Origin of the sequence: Roseburia sp. 1XD42-69 (assembly GCF_003612565.1) — a bacterium.
Lineage (GTDB): Bacteria > Bacillota > Clostridia > Lachnospirales > Lachnospiraceae > Roseburia_B.
Map to the genome: position 1 here is coordinate 40316 of NZ_RAZG01000015.1, position 23834 is coordinate 64149.

Consider the following 23834-nt stretch of genomic DNA (forward strand, 5'->3'; position numbering starts at 1 on the left):
AAAAAAAGGCAGTGCAATTTGCACTGCCAATACGAAAGGAAAATAGCGGAAGGGAGACTTGAACTCTCGACACCACGGGTATGAACCGTGTGCTCTAGCCAGCTGAGCTATTCCGCCATATGATATGGGACCTATAGGGCTCGAACCTATGACCCTCTGCTTGTAAGGCAGATGCTCTCCCAGCTGAGCTAAGATCCCATATGGACAAGCTGAGTTACTTTTCTGAACTATTTCCCGTTCCTCAACCTGCCCTGCTATTATACAATGGTTTTCATACAAAAGTCAACATATTTTTTGCAATTTTTAAAAGAAACACATTTGTATGAATTTTTTATAATTTTCAGACAATTTATGCCAACGCCGCTGTGATAATTGCCATGGAGTACACCTCAGAGGCATTGCACCCACGGGACAAATCATTTACAGGCGAATTTAATCCTAAGAGGATTGGGCCGTAGGCCTCGAAACTTCCCAGGCGCTGTGCAATCTTGTAGCCGATATTCCCCGCATTGATATCCGGGAAAATAAAGGTGTTAATATGTCCAGCCAGTTTGGAATCCGGACATTTCGTGCGCGCCACACGGGGAGAAACCGCTGCGTCAAACTGCATTTCCCCTTCAATCTCAAGCTCCGGCGCCCTAAGTTTTGCCTTCTGGGCTGCGTTTCTCATCTTATCTACATCCTCCCCTTCACCGGAACCAAATGTAGAGTAGCTTAAGAAAGCAACTTTTGGGTCAACCCCGAAAATCTTTGCACACTCTGCCGCCTCCACGGCAATCTCTGCCAGTTCATCCTCATTGGGATGGATATTGATGGCACAGTCTGCCATTGCAAGAACCTCGTTTTCGCCGGTAGCCCTTGGGCGCACCAGAATATATACGGAGGAAACAATACTGTTTTGGGGTTTTGTCTTAATGAGCTGCAGTGCCGGGCGCACCGTATCTGCTGTGGTATAGGTTGCCCCTCCCAGCAAAGCGTCCGCCATCCCCATTTTTACCAGCATTGTTCCAAAATAATTTGCCTGGGATAATGTCTCTTTTGCCTGTTCCGGTGTTACCCCCTTACTCTTTCTGAGTTCGCAGAACATCTCCACCATCTCGTCCATTCTGTCAAACTTTGCAGGGTCGATAATCTCCGCTCCCCGGATATTAAAACCGCTCTCCTCGGAGGCATCAAAAATCTCATCCTCGTTTCCCACTAAAATGGGGTGAAGGAAATTACTTGCCAGAAGACGGGAAGCTGCCTCTAAAATACGGGGGTCCGTACCCTCTGTAAACACAATTTTCTTTGGACTTTTCTTTAAAACCTTAATCATATCACCAAAACCATACATATTTGCCTGTCTCCTTTACATTTAGTTTTCTGCCAGCTTTATCCAGAAAAGCTGACTGTTGCTTTTATTGTATACAATTTTCTTAAAAAAGCAAGATGCCTTTCCCACTGTATTAAAAAAAAACCATAAAATGTCTCTAATATTCCATTTTTCCTTTCATATCAGCAGGTCAAAAGCCGTTCCACCAGTTTGACGCACTCCGCCGCATCTTTGGAGTACCCATCCGCACCGATTTCCTCCGCAAAGCTCTCTGTCACTGCCGCCCCCCCGATAATCACTTTGCTCTTACAGCCTTTTTCCCTTGCCAGGTTTACCACATCCTTCATCCGCATCATGGTGGTGGTCATCAGCGCAGAAAGCCCAATCACCTGGGCATTTTCTTTTATAGCTGTGTCAACAATCACATGTCCTGCCACATCTTTTCCCAAATCAATCACGTGGTAACCGTAATTTTTCAACATCATTACCACAAGGTTTTTCCCGATATCGTGGATATCCCCCTCCACGGTAGCCATGATTACAGTGGCCTTTTCCCCACTGTTTTTGTCCCGTTTGATCAAAGGTTCCAGATAGGCGATAGCCCTTTGCATGGCACTGGCACTGGAGATGAGCTGGGGCAGGAAATATACCTGTTTTTCAAAGAGTTCCCCCACCTTGTTAATGGCAGGAATTAAAACCTGACTGATAATCTCCCCAGGTTTCTCCCCCGCTGCCAAAAGTTTGTCTGTCTCCTCCACAATGCTTCCTTTGCTCCCCGTTATGACACAGTCAAAAACTTTCTCTTTGGGTGAGCTTTCCCTGTCTTTTTCCCCGCCCCTCAGGAAAGACTTTTCCTCCACAGCGGATTTCCGGTTCATCCTCTGGATATAGCGCAAATCCGCACCTTCTTTATTCATAAGCAAATCTGCGCCGTATGCGGCATCCACAAGGGCCTCCTGGGCGGGATTTGAAATTGCCATGGTAAGCCCCCTTGTGATGGCAGCAGTTAAAAACGCCGTGTTAATACAGCTTCTCTCCGGCAGGCCAAAAGAGATATTGGAAAGGCCGCAGATGGTGGCAAGGCCCTGTTCCCTGCAGTAGGAAATGGTATCCAGGCATTCTATGGCCGCCTTGGGATTTGCCCCCACAGTTGCCACAAGGCCGTCCACCACAATATCTTCCTTTGTCATGCCAAGGCGGATGGCTTCTTCCCGGATCGTCTCAATAATCTTGTGCTTCTCCTCCTTGGTCTCAGGAATCCCTGCATCGGAAAGGGGAAGAAGGATAAACATAGCCCCGTACTTTTTTGCAATGGGCAAAAGCTTTTCAAATTTCACTTTTTCCAGGGAAATGGAATTAATCAATGCCCTGCCGGGATAAATCCTAAGGGCCTCCTCTATCACCTCCACATGGCTGGAATCAATACAGAGTGGCAAATCCACCATGGAAGTCACCTCGTAGATGGCGTCTAGCATCATTTGCTTTTCGTCTATTCCGTTCATTCCCATATTGATATCCAAAATAGCTGCGCCCTGTTCCTCCTGCTGTTTTGCCATATCGCAGACCATGGTAAGGCTGCCCTCTTTTAATTCCGCCTGAAGTTTTTTCTTTCCGGTGGGATTGATGCGCTCCCCCACAATGGTAAAAGCGCCCTCCAGGGCAATTTCCATATGGCTGCGTTCCGATGCCAGAAATCTTCTGCGCTCCTGCTTTACAGGGAGCAGATCTGCAGATTTCAGTGCCCCTGCCATTTCTCTGATATGTTCCGGGGTCGTGCCGCAGCACCCTCCAAAAATCCTTGCCCCGGCCCGGGCCAGTTTTTCTATCCCCCGGGCAAACTCCTGAGGCCCCATATCATAACAAGTCCTGCCCTTTGAGAGTTTTGGCAGTCCCGCATTGGGCTTTACCAAAATGGGCACATGGGAAACGTCATACATTTCTTTTACCCTCTGTGCCATCTGCTCTGGCCCCGTAGAGCAGTTAAGCCCCACGGCATCCGCTCCCAGGCTTTGCAGCACCACCGCCGCCGTAGCCCCATCTGTTCCAAAAAGAGTCCTTCCGTTTTCCTCCAGGGTAAGGCTGACCAAAACAGGCTTATGGCTGGTCTCTTTTATGGCAATTACCGCAGCCCGGCACTCCTGCAGGCTCATCATAGTCTCCACCACAAAAAGGTCTACCCCTGCAGCCTCTAAGGCCGCAGCCTGTTCTTTATAGATATCCACCAGTTCCTCAAACATCATATCCCCGATGGGATAGATCTGTTCTCCTGTCATGGAGATATCTGCCGCCACGTAAGCCTTATCCCCCGCTGCCTCCTTAGAGAGTGCCGCAAGTTTCTGATTCATCTCCCAAAGTTTCCCTGACAGCCCATACTCATGAAGTTTCACCCGGTTTGCCGTAAAGGTGGGGGCATACAAAATATTGCTTCCAGCCTCCACATACTTTCGCTGCAAATCTATGATAACCTGGGGATTTTCTAATATCCACTGTTCTGGGCACACCCCCATTTTCATCCCCGCCTCCTGGAGGTTTGTGCCTGTGGCGCCGTCTAAAATCACAGGCCCCTTCTCCACTAAATCCAAAAATTCCTGTTTTGTCATTTTATATCTCCTGTTTTAACTGTTGAATGATCCGGGCAATCATGGACGCCCTGTTAAAGGGTGTAATAAAATAATACCCATCTGCAATATCTTTTAATCCCCGGGCAATGGAAAGGGCACACTGGATTCCAGCTTCCTCCCCCTCCTCCCTGGTCATATCCTGCCGGTATCTTAAAATCACATCCTCCGGCACCCGGATTCCCGGCATCTCATTTGCCATAAATACAGCATTTTTATAGCTGACCAAAGGCATAATCCCGCACATGATTTTTGTCTGTGTGCGCCCTTTGATATAGGCGATTCTCTCTATATCTTCCCCGGAGTAAATGGGCTGGGTTAGGAACATGCCGCAGCCATTTTCTATTTTCTGCTCCATTCTCTTTATAATGGCATCTGGGTTTGCCCCGTGGTAATTTAAAGCGCCCCCAAAAAACACCGGCTCCTCCCCAAATACATCCTCATTCATCCGGGAAAGATATTCCATAAAAGAAATGGAATTAAAATCAAATACGGAGGTCACGCTTCCCCTTTGGTCCCGGGCCACCGCATCCCCCGTCACCACCAGGAAATGTCTCAGTCCGTTCATATAATCTCCCAGAATTCCAGAACGCATGGCAATCAGGTTTTTATCCCGGCAGGCAATGTGGGGCATCACTGGAATTTCCAGTTCATTCTGGATTTTTGCCGCAAGCTTTCCTGCATCTGCCCTGGCCCTGGCCATAGGGGAATCCGCCAGAGTGATTAAATCCGCTCCTGCATGCTTTAGTATTTCCGCCCCTTTTAAGACTTTCCCAAAATCTGCGGAAAAAGGCGGGTCCAATTCCACAATAAAAGGCATAACTCCTGCGGAAATTTTCTTTAAAAAGCAAGACTGCACTTTGGGCAAAACTTTTTCCTCCCTTTTTGCAATCTTCTTTTTCCCCCTAGGTACAGACTCTAATCTTTCCCTCAATGCCCGGATATATTCCGGGGTGGTGCCGCAGCATCCCCCTAAAATATCCACCCCCAGGCCTGCCACCTGTTCCATGGTATCCACAAAATATTCTCTGCTGTCCCCATACAGGGTTTTTCCCCGCAGCGTCAAGGGATACCCTGCGTTGGGCAGCGCCGTTACATATTTTTCATTGGGAAACGCCGCATGTTTTAAGAGACGGAACAGATGGGCCGCCCCAACACCGCAGTTAAAGCCGTATGCATCGACAGTATCCATCCCCGCAGCTTTTTCAATTATTTTTTCAAGGCTTATGCCGTCTCTTGTGTATCCGCTTTTATCCACGGCAAACTGCACCAGCACAAAAACATCCCCTCTGGATTTGATATACTCTGTAATCTCCTTTAAATACGCAAAATCCGTCTGGGTCTCTAAAACAAAAATGTCAGCCCCGCAGGAAAAAAAGGTATCACAGATTTCTTTATACTCCTGCAAAACCACTTCCTTCCCCAAAAATCCCGTGTCATAAATGGGGCCGATATCCGCACCGACAAAGATTTCTTCCCCAAGCTCCGCCGCTTCCCTGGCCAGCTCATACCCTCTGGCAACGGCAAGTTTTACCTGCTCCAAATCAGAAAGAAACATGGTATTGGCGGCAAAAGTGTTGGTGCGGATTAATTTTGCCCCGCTTTTAATATAATCCCTGTGGACCTTTTTCACTTTCTCCGGGGCTGTAAGGCTGCAAAGCTCCGCCACCCCGGATTCCTCCGGAAAACAGGCTTCAAAGTATGTGCCGAAAGCTCCGTCCATCACAAGCCTGTGATGTTTTAAATATTCTGCTATTTTCATGAATGTCCTTTCCTGTGAAAGAAGAAAAAAGCGGTTCAAAAATGAACCACTCCCCTCCCCTGACGTTACAGTAACTCCCCTTTCTTATTGTAAAAAGAATCGCAGTACCAAAGCTCCCCCTGGGCCACACCCTGGGAACCTGCGTCAAAAAACAAAATCTGTAAAAATTCGTTTCCCTGCTGTCCCTTCGGGAGGAAAATCCCCCAGGTCTTAGCGGACTCAAAGCCGAACCGATGGTAAAATTCTCCCCCCAAAACTGCTGCCCAGGGAAATCCCGCCTCCCTGGCACGGCCTAAACAGGCATCGATTAATCTTGTGCCAATCCCCTGGCCCCTGAACTCTTTCTTAACAGCCACAGGCCCTAGGGCAAGCCCTTCCTCATCCTCAATTCTGGCATCTGTCATAATACAATAACCCACAATCTCCTCACCCTGGGATGCCACCAGACAAAGTTTTTCCCGAAATCCTTTATCCAAAAGAATCTGCTCTGCAAACTCCCATTCATTGTAAACCTCATCTTTCCCCTTCACAAAAAAACTTTCCCTTAAAACTTCTTTCACATTTTGCAAATCACCCTTGCGAAACGTTCGTATGTCTTCCAAAAAAACTCCTCCTATTTTCCTTCCACTACTGGTTCATTTTGTAACCGCATTTGGGACAGATATTCCCCCCTTTGTAGGTGTACCCGCAGCGGAAACAACATATGGTCTCATGCTTGTCCTTTGCCAGATATGACACATTTCTGCTGTCCGGCTTTTCCTGGAGATACCTGATAAAGTCCCGCAGAATCACACCCCAGGCTTTTAATTCTGAGCGCTCCACCGCATAGGGTATCTTTGCCTTTGTCCCGTTTTTCAGTTCCACAAAAATCCCGCTGTTTAACAGCCCGGTGGAAGTCTTAAGCCCTTTAATATCCCAGATGGGGATGTCGTAGGCATTCATCATGGTATGGTAAAAGAGATGTTCCGGCGTTAAAATCATGCCCTCCTTCCCGGACTCGTTTCTGGATGTGTCCACCACAAGAATAGGGTATTCAAAAATGCCCCTGTTGGTGCCGTAAGTATCCAAGGCATACTGAATCTCCGAAAGTTCCTCCTTTGTGCACTCCTGCATCATCACTTTTCTTGCAGGATAAAAATGATGCCTGGGATTCTGCCTCATTTTCTCCGTCATAGCAAACTGCAGCTTACTCACCAAAAGTTCACATTCGTCGGTCTTAATCTTTACCAGGCGCTTATTTAACATCTCTAAGGCGTGTGTCTTTAACTCCGGCAAAAACATGCCGTTTTTAATTTTTTCGATGGCCTGCTTTGCTTCCTCCTCTGTCAAAGACATGGGATTGCCGCAGATTTTATCTATGGCCTCCTCGTCCATCTGACGGATTCTTGCATTTATCTTTTCCAGATGGGGTGCAATCAATTCCTCGGCAAATCCCCGGCTCTGCAGACGCTCTGCCAAATCAGAAAGGTCCTGCCTGCTCCCTGTGCGGGCATGGCGCATCATAGATGCTATCTCATTGCCCTCCGCCTGCTCCCTGGCCGCCATAAGCTTTTCTTCATACACGCTTAAATCCGCCTCGGGATAACCGGAAAGCTTCTTTTTTAGTTTTTCATACCCCGCCCGTTCCAAAGTCTTTGGCATATTGGCCATTAATTTAGCCACTTCCGTCTCTGCCTGGGTTTTACGCCTCTGATAAAGAGGTGTGAGGAGCTCTTCTTTTAAGTCCAAAGGAAGTTCTTCCCCCTCCAGCTCTTTTATAATTTTCATTATCTGTCCATAGTTGGAACTGCTTTGCCCCTCAATGGCCCTCTGGCGGATATGGTTAAGCTTTTTCTCCTGCTCCTTTTTTGTGATCCTGTCCAGATAATCTTTCCTGTCCTCCCAGGAAAGCTTCGTCTCCTTCTCAAGCTGGGAGCGAAGCTCCTTCATCTGAGGAATGGACAGCCTGTCCAAAACCCCGAATTTGGCATCATATCTTCTCTTGGCCGCCGCCTGCTCCCCCGGTGTAGCCTTAGTCTCATATGGAATTTCCTCTTTTTCCTCCTCCGGCGGATTCACTTGCTGGGGCTCTTTTGGGATTTTTACTTCCTCTACATCTTCTTTTTCCTCCCAAACCACCCCGCGCTTCTCCCCTGTCCCAGCAGAGATCTCTTTTTCACCGGAGCCTTCGGGCTTTTTAGGGCTCTCTTTCACCGGATGCTTTTCTTCCCGGGGCAGCGGGTTGCCTTTTCTGGTACTGCTGGCCCGAAGCACAGTGGATTCCAATGCTTTTACGCTCTCCCCTGGATAAAATCCTTCCTCTATCATATTTTCCAGGCGGAACAGCTCCTCCCTGGACAGATCTTCAATGGAATCGCAAAGGTTTTCAATAGCTGCTTTTCCCTCACCGGAACTGTTCTGCCCTCTCTCTGACTCAAACTCATTAAAATTGTAGTTGGACACCCGATCCCCATGGTTTCCCAGAAGTTCCACATAATCCCCGTAAGCTCGAAGGTCGTTTAAAAACTCCATGTCGTAAACGTCCCCTTCTATCAAAAGCTTTTTGGGCCGTGGGGTGTAAAAACAATGGCAGTGTTCGCAAGTGTAGGCCCTTGCCAAAAGAACCCGCCCCTCCTCTGTCTCAATTTTAAATTCCTTCCCCTCCGGAAACACCACCATGTGGAGATTTTCCCTGCATATGGGACACTGGTATCCCACCATATAAAAATTATTTCCAAGACGTCCTGCCTGGCGCTCCTCAAAGGTAGTCTCCGTCTTTATAAAGGAGGACATCCGCTTCTTCCACACCAAATTGTGCCAAAGGCCCTGGGACGCCTCCTCTTCCTCCCCTTCATCCTCAATTTTTTCCTCTGTGGACTCCAGGGCAATCTGTACCACATCCTCATAATTTATCCGCAGGTTATCCCTGTAAAAGCGGAAGTTCTCCCGGGTATATCCCGGCTCCACATGGATTTCACGAAGCACGCTTTCAAACAATGCATTTACCTGTGCATAATCCTTTTCCACTTTAATCCCATGGATTACCCCCCATTTTCCAAATGCGTATAATACAAGATTCAACACATTGCAGACTTTATTCCCATCTTCAATCTGCACCACATCCTCTGTTATGGGAATATCAACAACATTTGTAATCACTTTTTTACTTTCAAAATTAAAAAACAAAGAACGTACCCTTCCCTGGAGAATCAGATAGTCCCCGATTACAACAAAATGTTTTGTCCATTCCACCGGAACTCCCATAGTTTTAATGAGCCGGTCAAATGTCATATCCAATTCCCGGTTTGTCTTTAATACGATCATAAATAATTGCACCTCGCAGTTTCGTAATCATTTCCCTACTCTATATAATATTCCCTAATGATAGATACGGTCAAGTCTTGATTTTGGAATATTTTTGTTTATAAAATTTTAAGAAATAAGAAATCCTTTATTTTCAAAGGTTTTCCGTATTTTGTTAGCACTCATCATTAAAGAGTGCTAATTTTTTATTGACTTTTTTTCCGTTCCGTCTTAATATAGATTTCAACGGCAGATTGTATACTATGAATATTTTTATAAAAGGAGTGTTTTTTATGGCAAACAAACATGGAAACTTATCAATTAACAGCGACAATATTTTCCCGGTAATAAAAAAATGGCTCTATTCCGACCATGACATTTTTTACAGGGAACTGATTTCAAACGGGTGCGATGCCATCACCAAGCTGAAAAAACTGGACATGATGGGGGAATACGAACTTCCCGCAGGCTACAAGCCCAAAATCGAAATTGAGGTAAACCCGGATGAAAAAACCTTGACCTTTACGGACAACGGCCTGGGAATGACCGCCGACGAGGTGGAGGAATATATCAACCAGATTGCTTTTTCCGGGGCAAATGATTTCCTGGAAAAATATAAGGACAAGGCAAACGACGACCAGATTATCGGCCACTTCGGATTAGGTTTTTACTCTGCCTTTATGGTAGCCGACGCCGTACACATCGATACCCTCTCCTACCAAAAAGGCGCCCAGCCTGTCCACTGGGAATGTGACGGGGGCACGGAATTTGACATGCAGGACGGCATTAAGGAGGAGGTGGGTACAAAAATCACCCTGTACTTAAATGAAGACTGCCTGGAATTTGCCAATGAGTACCGGGCAAGGGAAGTCATTGAAAAATACTGCTCTTTCATGCCCACGGAAATTTTCCTGAAAAAAGCCAATGCCCCGGAGGAATATGAAACCATAAGCCCGGAGGAGAAAAAGGACACAGATAAGGTAATTGAGACAATTATTGAAGAGGCAAAAACCGAGGAGAAAGAAAACGAAAACGGGGAAAAAGAAATCGTTGAGGTTTCTCCCAAAACAGAAAAGTTAAAGATTGTAAAGCGCCCGGTTCCCTTAAACGACACAAATCCCCTGTGGGCAAAGACGCCAAAGGACTGCACCGACGAGGAGTACAAAACTTTCTACCGGAAAGTGTTTATGGACTATAAAGAGCCCCTGTTCTGGATTCATTTAAATATGGACTACCCCTTTAACCTAAAAGGAATCCTGTACTTCCCGAAAATCAACACGGAGTACGATTCCATTGAGGGAACCATTAAGCTCTACAACAACCAGGTCTTTGTGGCGGACAACATTAAAGAAGTAATCCCGGAATTTTTAATGCTTTTAAAAGGCGTGATCGACTGTCCGGACCTGCCCTTAAACGTATCCAGAAGCGCTCTGCAGAACGATGGTTTTGTAAAGAAAATCTCTGATTACATTACAAAGAAAGTGGCTGACAAGCTTACGGGAATGTGCAAAACCGACAAGGAGGCCTACGAAAAATACTGGGACGACATCAGCCCCTTTATCAAATTCGGATGCCTAAAAGACGAAAAATTCTGCGATAAAATGAACGATTATATCCTGTTTAAGGATATCAACGACAAATATTTAACCCTGCCGGAATGGATAAAACCTGTGGAGGAAGAAAAAACCGACGGTGAAGAAAATGCGGATGCAGAAAATGAAACCTCTGACCAGACTGTGGAAAATGCCGACGGCACCCCTGCAGAGGCACCGGAGGAAGAGCCAAAGGACGACCGCAGCGTGATTTACTATGTCACGGATTTAAACCAGCAGGGACAGTATATCAAGATGTTTAAAGAGCAGAATATGAACGCTGTCATCCTTGACCACAACATTGATACCTCCTTTATCTCCCAACTGGAGCGGAGAAATGAAAAATACAAATTTATGCGCATCGACGCAGACCTTACGGAAGCGTTAAAAGAAGATGTGTCTGAGGAAGAATTAAAGGAAATCACCGACAATTTAACGGAAATTTTCCAGAAAGAACTGGAAAATGATAAGTTGAATGTGAAAGTGGAAAAATTAAAGGATGAGAATATCTCTTCTGTCATCACCCTCTCCGAGGAAGGCAGACGTATGCAGGATATGATGAAAATGTACTCCATGGGAGGCATGGGCATGGACGCTTCCATGTTTGGAGGGGATGTAACCCTTACCTTAAATGCCAACCACCCTCTTGTAACCTATATTTTAAACAACAAAGAATCCGAACATGTAAAGGATTTCTGTGAACAGCTCTACGACCTGGCCATGATTTCAAACCAGCCCTTAGCGCCGGAGGCAATGACAAAGTTTATCGCAAGAAGCAATAAGATTATGATGCTTTTAACAAAATAAAAACCCAAAATGGGGACAGTGAAAAACTTCAATTTCACTGTCCCCATTATTTTACCGAAGGGGCGGCACCGGAGGGCGCAGGGAATCTATCACCTCTTTCGCATCAAACAAATCTGATACGCTGTCCTCTTTCCCAGCGGCATTGCGGTAAATCCGGTATCCGTCCAAATCCCTCCTGCCCTGGCGCAGATAATCCCTGCCAAAATGCACCCGGTACTGTCCCTGATCCACATTGCAGAATATATGATATCCCTCACCCTTAAGGAACTGGTACTTTTCATCATACTCGTTGTAATTTCCCCAGTCTCCCAAATCCTGCCCGTGGGCAAAGACAATCACATCTGTACCCCCAACCAGTGGCTCCACATTTTCACGCCATTTCTGGGTATCTCTTATGAGACGGCTTAAGGTCACATCTCCGATTTTAATATGTCCCCAGGTGTGGCTGGCAAACTCCCATCCTTCTTCCTTCAGGGCATCTGCAACTTTTTTTGCCTGCTCCCGCTCTTTTTCAATATCAAAATCAGGATTGTCTATAAGCCACTGTCTCTTATCATCGTTTAAATTCCCGTTTATATTCAGATAACTGTTATCTGTGCGGTAGCCCAAAATCCCGTTGTATCCGGTGAGGGCTATGATGCCTTTCGCTCCCCGGTAAGATGCGTCGGGATGCTTCTCAATAAACTTATCCAAAATGGGAACCAGGTCATAATCTCCCGTAACCCTCTCCCCTTCCGGCGTTATGTACTCACAGGTTGGTCTGCCTTCCTCATCCAAAATCATTTTTGCAGCATACCCGTAATTATCGTAACAGTGATAATAACTTAAATCATCCTGTGACAAGACGTAGGCTTTCTTACCCTTGGGAAGCATAATTTCCCCCGGCTCAAAGAGGATATTCCCCTCTTCATCCTCCCTTTCCCTAACCATGTCGTGGATGCCTACAATCACATACCCTCTGTCATACATTTCCTGTAATATTTTTTTAAATTCACTTATGGTAGTCATCCATTGGTTATTTCCCACTGCCTGGGGGTCTCTTTCCTGATTGGCAAACGCCCTCTCCGGGTCCACCACCAGGCTGTGGTAAAAGACATGGGTAACTTCCTGTATGTTTACCGGTTCACAGGATTCCTTTTCCTTCTGGTAGAAATCCGCCTTCCCTTTTAATTCCCTGTCATCCTCAAAGCCTTCTATCCCCTGTATTAAATCCAGGGCACCGTCATAATCGTAAGAGAGAAAGAGACGCTCCGCCTGATTTATCACATCCTGGAATTTGTGGGTCAATGTTTCCTCTTTTTTATCCTCAGGCTTTTCTTCTGTATTCCTCTCCGCTGCATCCTTTGACACCTCTATTACACTGCTTTTCTGCCTCCTAAAACGAATCCCTGGGCAAATTAGCAAAATATATACCAAAATTACGCCCACAGCCAGTGCTGTCAGCTTTTTTCTCTTTCTATTTTTTTTATCTATTTTCATCTGTATTCACTCTTCTATTTTATAATATCAAACTGCCAGTCTAAAAGTAACCAATTTGCCCGGAAGAGACGCATAATCTGCCAGTAACCCGCCCCATTTAAACCATATTCCTTTATCAGTTCAAATTTTGCCTGCATACTCCGAACATCCTCAAACCAAACCTCGTGCTCCTCCCCGTTTTCCCAATAGTGGAAATACGGGGACATGGCACGCTCATCAAAAAATATTTCCGCATTCTTTTCTATGGCAATCTGCACCGCTTCCACGTTCCCTATAGTTCTCGCTTTTGTCACTCCCCGCTCAAAGGGAAGTTTCCAGTCATATCCGTAATTGGGTATCCCAAGCCTGATTTTATCTGTAGGAATCTCCGTCACCGCATAATCCAAAACTTTCCGCACCTGAAAAATCGGAGCCACCGCCATTGGGGGGCCGTAGGTATAACCCCACTCATAGGTCATTAAAAGCACATAATCCGCCGCCGCCCCAAGACCCCCGTAGTCTTTTCCCTCATACAAAAGGCCTTTCTGTCCGGCAGACTGCTTTGGCGCCAAAGCCACCGAAACCTGTCTGCCAATCTCATGGAGGCCCTGGGCTATTTTAGCCACAAAATCTGTAAAGGCGTCCCTGTCCTCCGCCAGAATATATTCAAAATCCACGTCCACCCCGGCATAGCCTTTTTCCTCCGCCACGCTTTTTAAATTTAAAATTAAATTGTCCACCGCCTCCGGGGACTGCACCACGGAGTGGATTAAATAATTGTTAAACTGTCCGTCCGCCCCAAACGGCGTCAGGGTAAGGATGGGCAATGTTCCGTGGCGGTAAGCTGCCTCTATCATAAAATCCACGGAAAGAACCGGGGGAATCAGTTCCCCTTCCGGAGTGAATCCATAGGAAAACACAGATAATTCTGTGAGATAAGGCAGGGTCTGCTCCAACACCCAGGAATTGATATAGGGATAGGCATAGCCATTGATCCTTACAGGAATTTTTTCATAGGGCTCTTCACCCCCGGGAATCAAAAGGGCCTGCCCCACTGCCAAGGGGTAGGGGGGCGTCATCTGATTCGCATAGATAATGGACTGGGGCTGTGCCTGGTACATCTCCCCAATCAAATCCACCGTATCCCCTGGTTTTACCACATAAATTTCCATATACTAAATTTCCGTTTTTTATCAGTATATGTAAGCCGCCTTGTCTAGGACATTGTTAATGGTTTCAAAATAACTGTCTGTGGTTATACTCCCGTCAGTAATAAGGTCTGCCTCCCTCCACACTTTCTCATTTAAATTGGAGGAGAGGCCGGAAATAAATGCCTCATACACATCGTCAAAAGCCGCCTTTTCCCTTGCCTCCACAATATTGGATTTGTTGGCGTCTGTAAGCTCTTCGTTAAACTTATTGATACATTTAATATAATAATAGCCTTCCTCCGTGGGGATGCAGTCTGAAACCTCCCCGTCGTCTAATTCAAAGGCAACCTCTTCCACCTCCGGGGGCATTTCCCTCCGCCCAAAAGAAATTTCAATGGCGGTTTTCTGGTTATAATTGCTGGCAACTGCGGCGAAATCCTCCCCGTCAGAAAGCTTCTCTTTTACCTCTCCCGCCTTATTCTCATCTTTTAAATAAATCTGCATTGCCTCCATAATACGGGCTTCGTCATCGCTAACCTCCGCGTTTACCCCCTCTGTGAGCACATGGTACACTTTGTTTGCAAGGGCATAATCTTCATACATCCCCTCCAGGTCCGCAAGACCTGCCCCGGTATAAGTTTTTTCCGCCTGGCTTAAGGAATCATAATAAGTCTTAGCTGCCCGCTTCACATCCTCCATCTCCTCCTCTGTCAGGGAAATTTCCTGCTCCTTGGCCAGAAGGTCCATGCAGACGATTCGGGTCATCTCTGATAAAGCCACATCTTTTACATACTGTTTTAATTTCCCATTTTGAAATTTCTGTTCCCACAAATCGATGCCGTAGGTTTTTCCATATATATTCTGAAAATTAGCAAGATATACTTTTGCTTCCGTAAGGCTAAAGGTTACCCCGTCAATGCGAAACACATCTCTGCTTCCCATGCCGCTTGTCAGAATCACTTCCTTGCCGCCAATACTGCAGCCTGACAAAAGCTGGGCTGCCAAAAGGGCACCCGCCAGCCATATTCCTTTCCTTCTTCTCATGTGTTCTCCGTTTTTACACCCTGTCTTTTCTGTTATTTTTTCCTGGCCGCCAAAATGCTCCTTGCCACTGAAATTCCGTTGGCGGAAGCCTGCTGCAGCCCTCTTGTAACACTGGCCCCGTCCCCAATGGCCCGCAGCCCTTTTGTGCTTGTCTCAAAATCTCTGTTTACTACTACTTTATTGGAATAAAATTTCACTTCCACTCCATAGAGCAGCGTCTCGTCGCTGGCAATCCCCGGCGTCACTTTATCCAGGGCTAAAATCATCTCCTCAATATCTACCATAATGCGGTGGGGAAACACCAAAGACAAATCCCCCGGCACAGCATCCTTTAAAGTGGGAATGAGATTGTTTCTGCAGAGCCTCTCCTCGGTAGTCCTTCTCCCTCTGCGGAAATCCCCGAAAGTCTGTACCATAATCTTACCGTCACAAAGCATGTTGGAGAGCTGGGCAATCTGTTTGCCGTACTGAATCGGTGTCTTAAATGGCTTGGTAAAATTCTTGGACACCAAAACGGCAAAATTTGTATTATTTGTCTTTAATTCCTTTGATTTGTATGCATGGCCGTTTACCACCGCCAATCCCCCGTCATAGTATTCCGCTGCAACTTCCCCAGAGGGGTTTGTACAGAATGTCCGCACTTTGTCGTCAAAGGTAGGGGTGTGATATACCAACTTTGCCTCATAGAGATTTTCATTTAAAAACTCCATAATCTCATCTCTCACTTCCACCCTGACGCCGATGTCCACGGTTCCCACTTTCGTATCAATCCCATGATTTTTACATATCCCGCAAAACCAGTCCGCCCCTTCCCGGCCTACAGCGGCAACGATTTCATCCCCGTAAATTTTCTCTTCTTTATCTGTGAGAATCCCTTTTGCCTCTCCGTCTTCTATGATAATATCCTTTACCATAGTGTGAAATTCCATATCCACTCCGCTCTCTAAGAGATGCTGCTGCAGTCTGGCGTATATCTTATACCCCTCCTCTGTTCCCAGATGGCGGATGGGACACTCAATTAATTTCAAATTGGCCTGAATCGCTTTTTTTCTGATTTCCCGAATCTCCTTCTTCTTATCCAGGCCATATACATTTTTATCCGCTCCGAATTTCAGATAAATTTCATCGGATTCCCGGATAAAAGCTTCCGCCTGGTCATACCCTAAAATTTCCGGGAGATTGCCCCCCACGTCCGGGGACAGGGAGAGCTTACCGTCGGAAAAAGCCCCTGCGCCGGCAAACCCCGTGGTAATGGAACATGGCTTACAGGACAAACACACTTTCGTCTTCCTCTTAGGACACACCCTCTCCTCAATTTTCCTGCCCTTCTCCACAATTAAAATATTCAGTCCCTTTTCTTTACCAATGAGTTCATAGGCACAAAAAATTCCGGAGGGGCCGGCTCCTATAATTATCACATCATATTTTTTCAATAAAACACACCTTAACTTTCCACAATTAAAAACCTGCCCTGAGGAAGTTCAAAGACTTCCGCAGCTTCCTCTAACTCCTCATCATCCATCCCGGAAATATCTGTTCCCTGCTCCTCAAAATATTCCCGTACCTCTTTCATACTGTCACAGACATATGCCATGCAGTCTGACAGAAATTCATCCGCCTCCTCCGGTGTGTCTGCAACTTTTTCCCGGAAGAGCTGAAGCTGTTTCTCCAAAAATGTATGAATACATATCTCATCGTATTGAAACATATTTATTTTATCCCCTGTTCTTCATTTCTATATAAAAGATAGCACAAAACTTTTCCAAAAGCAATCATCACCTAACACACAATCACTTCGTCAAAGTAAAAAGAATAGATTAATTTCTCCTTCACCTTTTTCTTTAGTTTTTTAAAAAGGGCCTCCTCATACAGATTAAGCTGCATCCGGTAACGCTCCGCCAGTTCTTCCCTGGTATCCACTACATCCGTCTTATAATCCAGAAGGACAATTTCCCCCTCCTCCTCAAAAAAGGCATCAATAATCCCCTGAACCAAAATTATGGTATCGCTTTTGTCGTGCTCTACTTCATCCGCCGGTTTTCCCATAACAAAAGGCCGCTCTTTGTAAAGCTGCCCCAATAGGGCCGCCTGTTTCATACGCTCCGCCAAATCGGACTCATAAAACTTTACCAGTTTTTCCCTGCGCAATAATTCCCCCATTTCCTTAGAGAGATGCCCGTCCAGTAGTATTTTTTCAATCTCCTCATTTAACACTTCCCTGAGATTGGGATTTTTTGAGAGAATTTCTATGGGAAGGCATTCCACCGCCCGGTGCATGGCGCTGCCTCTTAGGGCTCCCTGGTTGACCTCCTTTTCCCCGCTCATAAAAACCGGAATGTATGGCACAATTTCCGCCTCCGGGAATAGGGGTTCGGCAAAATCCGGCTCCTCACCTGCCATGGCTTCTATGGCCCGGTGTTTTAATTCCGACACGGAATATTTTCCCTTCCGGCTGGTTTCTTTCTCATAGGGATAGCGGTAAGAAAGCTTTTCCTCTACAATTTTATCCGCCCACTCCTCCGGTGCCTCCCTGTGGCAAAAAAGTTCTTCCATCCCCTGGGTCTTATGTACCTGTTTTTCTATCTCATCCATTACAAGCTGCTGGGTGCCCCATACCTCCATGGGATATTTCACCTGCCCCGACAGAACAGGGAGAATCCAGTCCAAATAGCAATCCGCCCCCGCCCGCTCCAAAAAAGACAGGGGTTCCTTTTCATTTAGTTTTATCTCCTGTTTTAACTTTATTTTCTCTATCTCTTTTTTTGCGTCTTTTCGGATTCCTGTGATAATCAGCTTTTCCTCTGCCCTGGTAAGAGCCACATATAAAACCCGAAGCTCCTCCCCCAGGTTTTCCAAATCCAGTTGTTTTGCCACTGCTTTTTTATAAAGGGACCCCCCCTTTACCCTGGTAAAGGGATTGATATAATCTACTGCCGCCCCCAATTCCGGGTGTACCACCAGAGTGCTTCTGGCATCCTGGCGGTTAAACTTTTTTCCGGTGCCGCTTACAAACACCACGGGAAATTCCAGGCCCTTGCTCTTATGGATGGTCATAATCCGCACTGCATCGGCATTTTCACTGACAATTTCTGCCTCCCCGTAATCCACCTCATACTTCTGCAGTCTGTCTATATAGCGTATGAAGTGAAACAGGCCCTTGTAACTGGTACTCTCATAGGCCGCAGCCTTCTCTAAAAGCATCTCAATATTGGCTTTCCTCTGGATGCCAGCGGGCATGGACATAGCATAACAGAGATACCCTGTCTCCCTTAAAACCCGGTACAGGAGTTCATGCACAGGCAGTTCCGTGACTAAGTCCCGGAAATAAGTTATCTTCTTTTGCATTTCCTGCACTTTTACAAACAGTTCTTCCGGCAGGGAATCTTTATCCGGGTACAGGAAGCAAAGGTGAAAAGCCCTTCCGCCCCCCCCTGACTTTAACACTGCCAATTCTTCATCCGAAAAACCTCCAAAAAAAGAGCGCAGCACCGCCGCTAAAGGGATATCCTGGCAGGGATTATCCAGTACCCGGAGGAAATTTAAAATCGTAAGAATTTCCTGGGTCTGAAAATACCCTGTTTTTGAGGAGGCGTGGGCCGGTATTCCCCTCTGGGAGAGCACCTCTAAAAATGTTTCCCCATAGGTTCCAAAACTCCTTAAAAGAATTACGATATCTGAATATTTAAGGCGCCGGAATTCCTTTGCATCCTTATCCCATATCTGCTGGTTTTCCATTAATTTCCGTATCTTTGCAGCCACAACTTCCGCCTCAAGCCAGATGAAATCCCGGATTCCCGCCTCTTTTAACAGTTCTTCCTCCTCATCCGCCAACAAAAGTTCCGGCTTTCCCCCTTCCGTATCAGGGTAATCCGCCCCGGGCTTTAGGGCTGCATCCTCATCGTAGGCCACGTTCCCTAAGTCTTTCCCCATAATCCGATAAAAAATTTCGTTGGTACAGTCTAAAACTTCTTTTCTGCTTCTAAAATTCTGGTGAAGTTCAATTTTCTGATTTTGGGAATCCTCCTTTTCATACCTGTCATATTTTTCCATAAAAATTTCCGGCCTTGCCAGGCGGAACCTGTAAATGCTCTGCTTTACATCCCCCACCATAAAACGGTTGTACTCCCCTGCGCTCTCCTTAGACACTGCCCCAAGAATCTCCTCCTGAATCAGGTTGCTGTCCTGGTACTCATCCACCATCACTTCCTCAAAAAGATTCTGGCATTCTTTTGCCGCCTCCGTCAGTTCCCTGCTCTCTTCCTCTATCAGTATTTTTAAGGCGAAATGCTCCAAATCATCAAAATCCAGCATATTTTTTTCCCGCTTTTTTGCAGCATATTTATCCATAAAAAGTTCCGTAAGGCTTGCCAGCTCTTCCATTGCGGGCCTCATATCCCCAATGCGCTTAAGGGAAACTTCTGCATCGGCAAAGAAAAACTGAGCCTTTATTTTCTTGATGCAGTCTTTGATTTCCTCCCTGTTTTCCTTTAAAAGTTCCAGTTTTTCCTCACTGCCCTGATACCCTCTTTTGGAGGGCATACGGTCAAAAGAAAGGGCGGAAAGGTATTTTCCAAGTTTCCCATAACTGTCACAGGAAATCAAACTCTCCACCAAATCCCTGTCATGTTCCGCCACGGTTTTTGCATACTCCGGGCCGTCATTTTCCTTGGTAAGCTGCACATTTTCCTCGGCAATTTTCAAAAGGCCCTCAAAGAGAAAACCTAAATATTCCATGGTTTTTTCCATCCAAGGAGCCTTTTTTAACGCCTCTTCCCCGGAAATTTCATATGGAGTTATAAGCCCCGAAAGCCATTCTTTCGGCCAGGGATGGCTGTTGGCAAAATGATACAGCTTTAAAACCAGATCCTTTAATGCGTCGTCATTTTTCCCTGTGGCAAAGGTTTCCACAAAATGGAAAAAAGCCTCCCCCCCCTCCTCATATTTTTCAATTAAAAGTTCTGAAAGCACATCCTCCCGAAGAAGATTTAACTCCCCTTCCTCCCCCATACGGAAATCCGGCTCCAAATCAATGTGATGGAAATAATTGCGGATTAAGTACAGACAGAAACTGTGGATAGTGGTAATCTTTGCATGGTGCACCAGGGAGGACTGTTTTAAAAGATTTTCATTGGAGGGGTCTTTTACCAGCTCCTTTTCAATGGCCTCCCGTATCCTCTCCCGCATTTCCGCCGCCGCCGCATTGGTAAAAGTCACAACCAGCATCCGGTCAATGTCCACCGGGTGGTTTTTGTCCAAAATCCTTCCGATAATCCGCTCCACCAAAACCGCCGTCTTCCCGGAGCCTGCCGCAGCGGAAACCAATATATTCCTGTCCCTTAAGGTAATTACTTTTTTTTGGTCATCCGTCCACTCCACGGTTCTGTCCCCCCTCCCTCATTTTCTCTAAAATCTCATCCTTAGAAAGTTCCTCTAACTGCCGGTAGGCAAAGCCCGGAATTTTGTTGTCAAAATGACAGATGTTTTTAAATTCACAGTAATCGCATCCCTTTTTATCCCCCAGGGAATAGGGATTTGCAGTGACAAGTCCCTGCATCATCCTTTGTCCAAGGTGAAATATGGTCTCGTTTACATAGGAGGAAAGGGCGGAAAAATCTTCCCTGGAAATAGTTTTTGAAGTCTTTTTCACACTTCCGTCCTTATTGATTCCTGCAGGGATTACGTCAGAATTTTTACCCGGCGCAAGTTCTCTGTCAAGCTCCCCCATAACTGTTTCGTCATCACTTAACACCCCGTTTAATTTCAGTTCCCCGAAAATTTTTTTCTGCAGTTCCTCCTCCGAAAGTTCCCCTTCCGTTTCCACCACAGGGTCTTTCACATGGTAATAAAACACCCCTGCAGGTACCACCTCCTTTTCGGGATGGCGCTTTTCCATCATCTCCAAGGCCGCATTCATGTAAACCACAAGCTGTAACTGCAGTCCGTGGTAAATATTTAAAAACTGGAAGGTGGTATTTCCGGATTTATAGTCAATGACTTTCACATACAGCTTATCCCCGGCATTTAAGGTATCGATTCTGTCAATCCTACCCTTTAAGTGCATCTTTTCCTCTTGGCTTAACTGAAAACGAACCGCGCTTAACTCTTCCGGGAAATCAAAGGACACCTCAAAGCTTTCCGGCACAAAACTTCCCCGCCTGATTTGTTCCGTAAGGGCCCAAACCGTCCGCTTTAAAATCCGCTCCATCCTTTTTTTCCCGTAAGCGTTTCTGGCATTGTCATAAAGGGCTAGATTTTTATTTTTTAATAGGGCCTCCTCCATGGCAAGGCCCAGTAAATGCTCACTGTCCTCCTGGGAGATTTCAAACCAGCTAAACCCTTCCTTTTCCATACTTTTGGCATAAAGTTCCAGTACTTGATGAAACACATTTCCCATATCCACCGCCGCAAAACCGCTTAATTCCCGCTCCTTTAAATTAAGGCCGTAGGAGAGAAAATGGGCAAAGGCACAGGCGGCAAATTTTTCTAACCGGGTGACGCTGTTGTTAAGTGTGGTTCCATAGAGAGCCTTCGTCACTGCCGCCCCAATGTTTGACTCCTCCCCCTTAAGGTTTGCCGCCAAAAAAAGTTTCTCTATCTCCCTTTTTAAACCCTCATCCCTCTCAAAATAGCGGCACAGCGCCCCCCAGAGAGCCTGCTCCTTTTCTCTTTTCTCTAAAGCCCATCTCTCCCCCAAAAAAAGCCCTTCCGCCACCAGGGAAAAACTGTTTTTTTCCGTGACAATCCGCTCCTCTAAGGGAGGTTCTTCCACCACATCTACGGACAGGTTTTCAAACATTTTTGTTATGGTGTGAATCAAGTAGGAACTGCGCATCGCCTTTCCTTCCCCGTTCACCCTGGCATAGGAAAGGTACAGTTTCTCTGAAGGTTTTGTCAAATTTAAGTACAGGTAAAATTTCTGGATAAAGGTCTGTTCCCTGGCTGTTGGGGCAAGTTCCATATCATGTTCCTCCAAAAGTTCCCGCTCCCACTGGGATAAAATGCCGTCCCCTCCCTGGGATTTGGGTATGACCCCGTCATTTACCCCTGCAAAAAATAATATTTTGATATTGTCAAGCCTGGTTCTCTCAATATCCCCAAACACCACCCTGTCATATCCCGGTGGGATAATCCCCACCTTTGCCGCCTCAAATCCTGCGTCCATAATTTTTCCATACTCTTCTAAGGAAATGGTTTCATCCCCCAAAAGCTCCACCATTTTATCCATTAGGTCCATAACAATCCGATAAATCTGGGCATACTCCTTGGCGTTTTTTAAATCCCCCGCCTGCTCATAAAATTCCTCTTTCTCCTTTAACTGCTTTTGAATATCCCTTTCAGCGATAAAAGTATATACTGCCTGGCTAAACTCCCTTACGGTTTTTCCCCTTTCCCGTAAAACAGGGTAAATCTCCCCAAACTGTCCCGCCACTTTTTCCCGGATTTCATTGATAAGAACCACATCCTCCCCGGTAAATCCCACCGGTACATAGGAAAAAATCTCCTGCCATTTTTTATACCCCCGGATGCCTGCCGCAAGAACGTAATTTTCCAAAAAGTCCACTTCCTCCCTTGGAATCCGGGATAAGCCGCTGCGCAGATACCGGAAAATACTGTCACAGGAAAAATCTGTGCTCACTGTCTCTAACACAGACTGGAAAAATTCGATAAAGGGATGGAACACGATCTTTGTTTTCTGGTCAATAAATAAAGGGATATCATAATCCCCGAACAGTTCCCTGGCGTAGGCGCTGTATGTGGGCAAATCCCCGCAGACAATGGCAATCTCATTGTAGCGGTAATGTTCTGCCGAAATTAGCCGGCGGATTTCCCCTGCAATATATTTCAGCTCTTCCCTTGGATTTTTGCAGCTTGTAATTCTTATTTCCTCTTCCAAAAGGCAAAAAGACCCGCCCCCTCCCCGAAACAAGTTCTGCTGTAAGAAAAACAGGGCGCTCCCCTGTTTAAAACGGCTGTTTTTCCCAAAGGGGATTACCAGGGGTTTTAAAACCTCCACATGGCATTCCCCTGCCATTTTTGTCAGAGATAAAATCATTTTTTTGCTCATGGCAAAAAGCTCATGGCTTCCGGTGCACCGGTAAAAACTCTCCCTCTCATCTATGGTTACCGTGACATAAATTTCCCCTGCCAGCCCCAAAAGCTTTCGGAACAGTTTTTTTTGGATAGGGGTAAATCCCGTAAACCCGTCGAACACAAGGGTACAGTCCCTTAACAATTTTGAGGAGTCCGCCACATCTATCAATAATTCTAAGATTTCCTCCTGGGTGACAAACTTATCCTGAAGGAAATCTAAAAATCCCTGATACATTACCAGCACATCTTTTAATTTCATGGAAAAACTTCCTGCCGGAAGCTCCCCGCACACTTTCTCAAGGTCCTCCGGCGTCACATTATACTGTGCCAGTTCTGAAATCAGGGATTTTATCTCACTGATATAGCCCATCTTTGTAATATTTTTCTGTAAAACCGAAAGTTTTTCCTGGTTTGCCTGGGCCACCCGCCTTAAAATCAGGTTTTTTCCTGTCTCCTCCAGTACCTGATAAGGAAAATTCCCAAGCTCGTCAAATACCCGGTAAGCCAGGCGGGCAAAACTAACAATGTCGATATTCATCACACAGTTAGCCTTCTGCATCAAAACCAGTTCCCGCTGGGTCTGCATGGTAAACTGCTCCGGCACCACAAAAAAGTAATTTTTATGGGGATATTTGTCCGCCTCTCCCGTTATTTTCTTTTGAATATCATAGGTTTTTCCGCTGCCGGAACCCCCAAGTATAAACTGCAAAGCCATAT

General features: G+C 46.1%; 13 protein-coding genes and 2 tRNA genes. 1 reads left to right on the forward strand and 14 read right to left on the reverse strand.

Annotated elements, in window-relative coordinates:
• Window positions 1–43: 43 nt before the first annotated feature.
• The 7 genes from D7Y06_RS09695 to D7Y06_RS09725 form a co-directional block, all read right to left on the reverse strand.
• Window positions 44–117, reverse strand: a tRNA-Met gene (locus tag D7Y06_RS09695).
• A gap of 8 nt (window positions 118–125) precedes the next feature.
• Window positions 126–198 (reverse strand) — tRNA-Val (locus D7Y06_RS09700).
• 151 nt (window positions 199–349) lie between these two features.
• Window positions 350–1333, reverse strand: coding sequence for a phosphate acetyltransferase (gene pta, locus D7Y06_RS09705; protein ID WP_120407609.1), 984 nt, complete (start codon window positions 1331–1333; stop codon window positions 350–352).
• Between the two features lie 161 nt (window positions 1334–1494).
• Window positions 1495–3912 (reverse strand): homocysteine S-methyltransferase family protein, encoded by a 2418-nt coding sequence (locus D7Y06_RS09710; RefSeq protein WP_120407610.1) that lies wholly within the window; start codon window positions 3910–3912, stop codon window positions 1495–1497.
• A 1-nt stretch (window position 3913) separates the two neighbouring features.
• The gene (locus tag D7Y06_RS09715; protein WP_120407611.1) at window positions 3914–5692 is read right to left on the reverse strand and encodes a bifunctional homocysteine S-methyltransferase/methylenetetrahydrofolate reductase; all 1779 of its coding nucleotides are present in this window, start codon (window positions 5690–5692) and stop codon (window positions 3914–3916) included.
• A gap of 65 nt (window positions 5693–5757) precedes the next feature.
• The gene (locus tag D7Y06_RS09720) at window positions 5758–6294 is read right to left on the reverse strand and encodes a GNAT family N-acetyltransferase (protein WP_158591337.1); all 537 of its coding nucleotides are present in this window, start codon (window positions 6292–6294) and stop codon (window positions 5758–5760) included.
• 25 nt (window positions 6295–6319) lie between these two features.
• Window positions 6320–8995 (reverse strand): hypothetical protein, encoded by a 2676-nt coding sequence (locus D7Y06_RS09725; protein WP_120407613.1) that lies wholly within the window; start codon window positions 8993–8995, stop codon window positions 6320–6322.
• Between the two features lie 272 nt (window positions 8996–9267).
• Between D7Y06_RS09725 and htpG the strand changes: the two genes are divergently transcribed.
• The gene (htpG, locus tag D7Y06_RS09730; protein ID WP_120407643.1) at window positions 9268–11373 is read left to right on the forward strand and encodes a molecular chaperone HtpG; all 2106 of its coding nucleotides are present in this window, start codon (window positions 9268–9270) and stop codon (window positions 11371–11373) included.
• Window positions 11374–11424: 51 nt separating this feature from the next.
• Here the strand turns inward: htpG and D7Y06_RS09735 are convergent, their stop codons facing one another.
• The 7 genes from D7Y06_RS09735 to addB all read right to left on the reverse strand — a co-directional run bounded on the left by D7Y06_RS09735 (window position 11425) and on the right by addB (window position 23832).
• Window positions 11425–12852 (reverse strand): polysaccharide deacetylase, encoded by a 1428-nt coding sequence (locus D7Y06_RS09735; protein ID WP_120407614.1) that lies wholly within the window; start codon window positions 12850–12852, stop codon window positions 11425–11427.
• A gap of 14 nt (window positions 12853–12866) precedes the next feature.
• Window positions 12867–14003, reverse strand: a complete 1137-nt coding sequence (locus D7Y06_RS09740; protein ID WP_120407615.1) for a glycosyl hydrolase family 18 protein — start codon at window positions 14001–14003, stop codon at window positions 12867–12869.
• Window positions 14004–14024: 21 nt separating this feature from the next.
• Window positions 14025–15026 carry a peptidylprolyl isomerase gene (locus tag D7Y06_RS09745; RefSeq protein WP_120407616.1) on the reverse strand — a complete coding sequence of 334 codons (1002 nt, stop codon included), beginning with the start codon at window positions 15024–15026 and terminating at the stop codon, window positions 14025–14027.
• 32 nt (window positions 15027–15058) lie between these two features.
• A complete protein-coding gene (locus D7Y06_RS09750) occupies window positions 15059–16459 on the reverse strand; it encodes an NAD(P)/FAD-dependent oxidoreductase (protein WP_120407617.1) in 1401 nt (466 codons plus the stop codon).
• 11 nt (window positions 16460–16470) lie between these two features.
• On the reverse strand, window positions 16471–16734 hold the full coding sequence (locus D7Y06_RS09755) for a glyoxalase (RefSeq protein ID WP_120407618.1): 264 nt from the start codon (window positions 16732–16734) through the stop codon (window positions 16471–16473).
• Window positions 16735–16805: 71 nt separating this feature from the next.
• Entirely contained in the window at window positions 16806–20402 is a 3597-nt protein-coding gene (addA, locus tag D7Y06_RS09760; RefSeq protein ID WP_120407619.1) for a helicase-exonuclease AddAB subunit AddA, read from the reverse strand.
• Complete coding sequence (addB, locus tag D7Y06_RS09765) at window positions 20386–23832, reverse strand: helicase-exonuclease AddAB subunit AddB (protein WP_120407620.1); 3447 nt, start codon at window positions 23830–23832, stop codon at window positions 20386–20388. Before addB ends, addA begins: the two co-directional genes overlap by 17 nt.
• Between the last annotated feature and the right edge of the window lie 2 nt (window positions 23833–23834).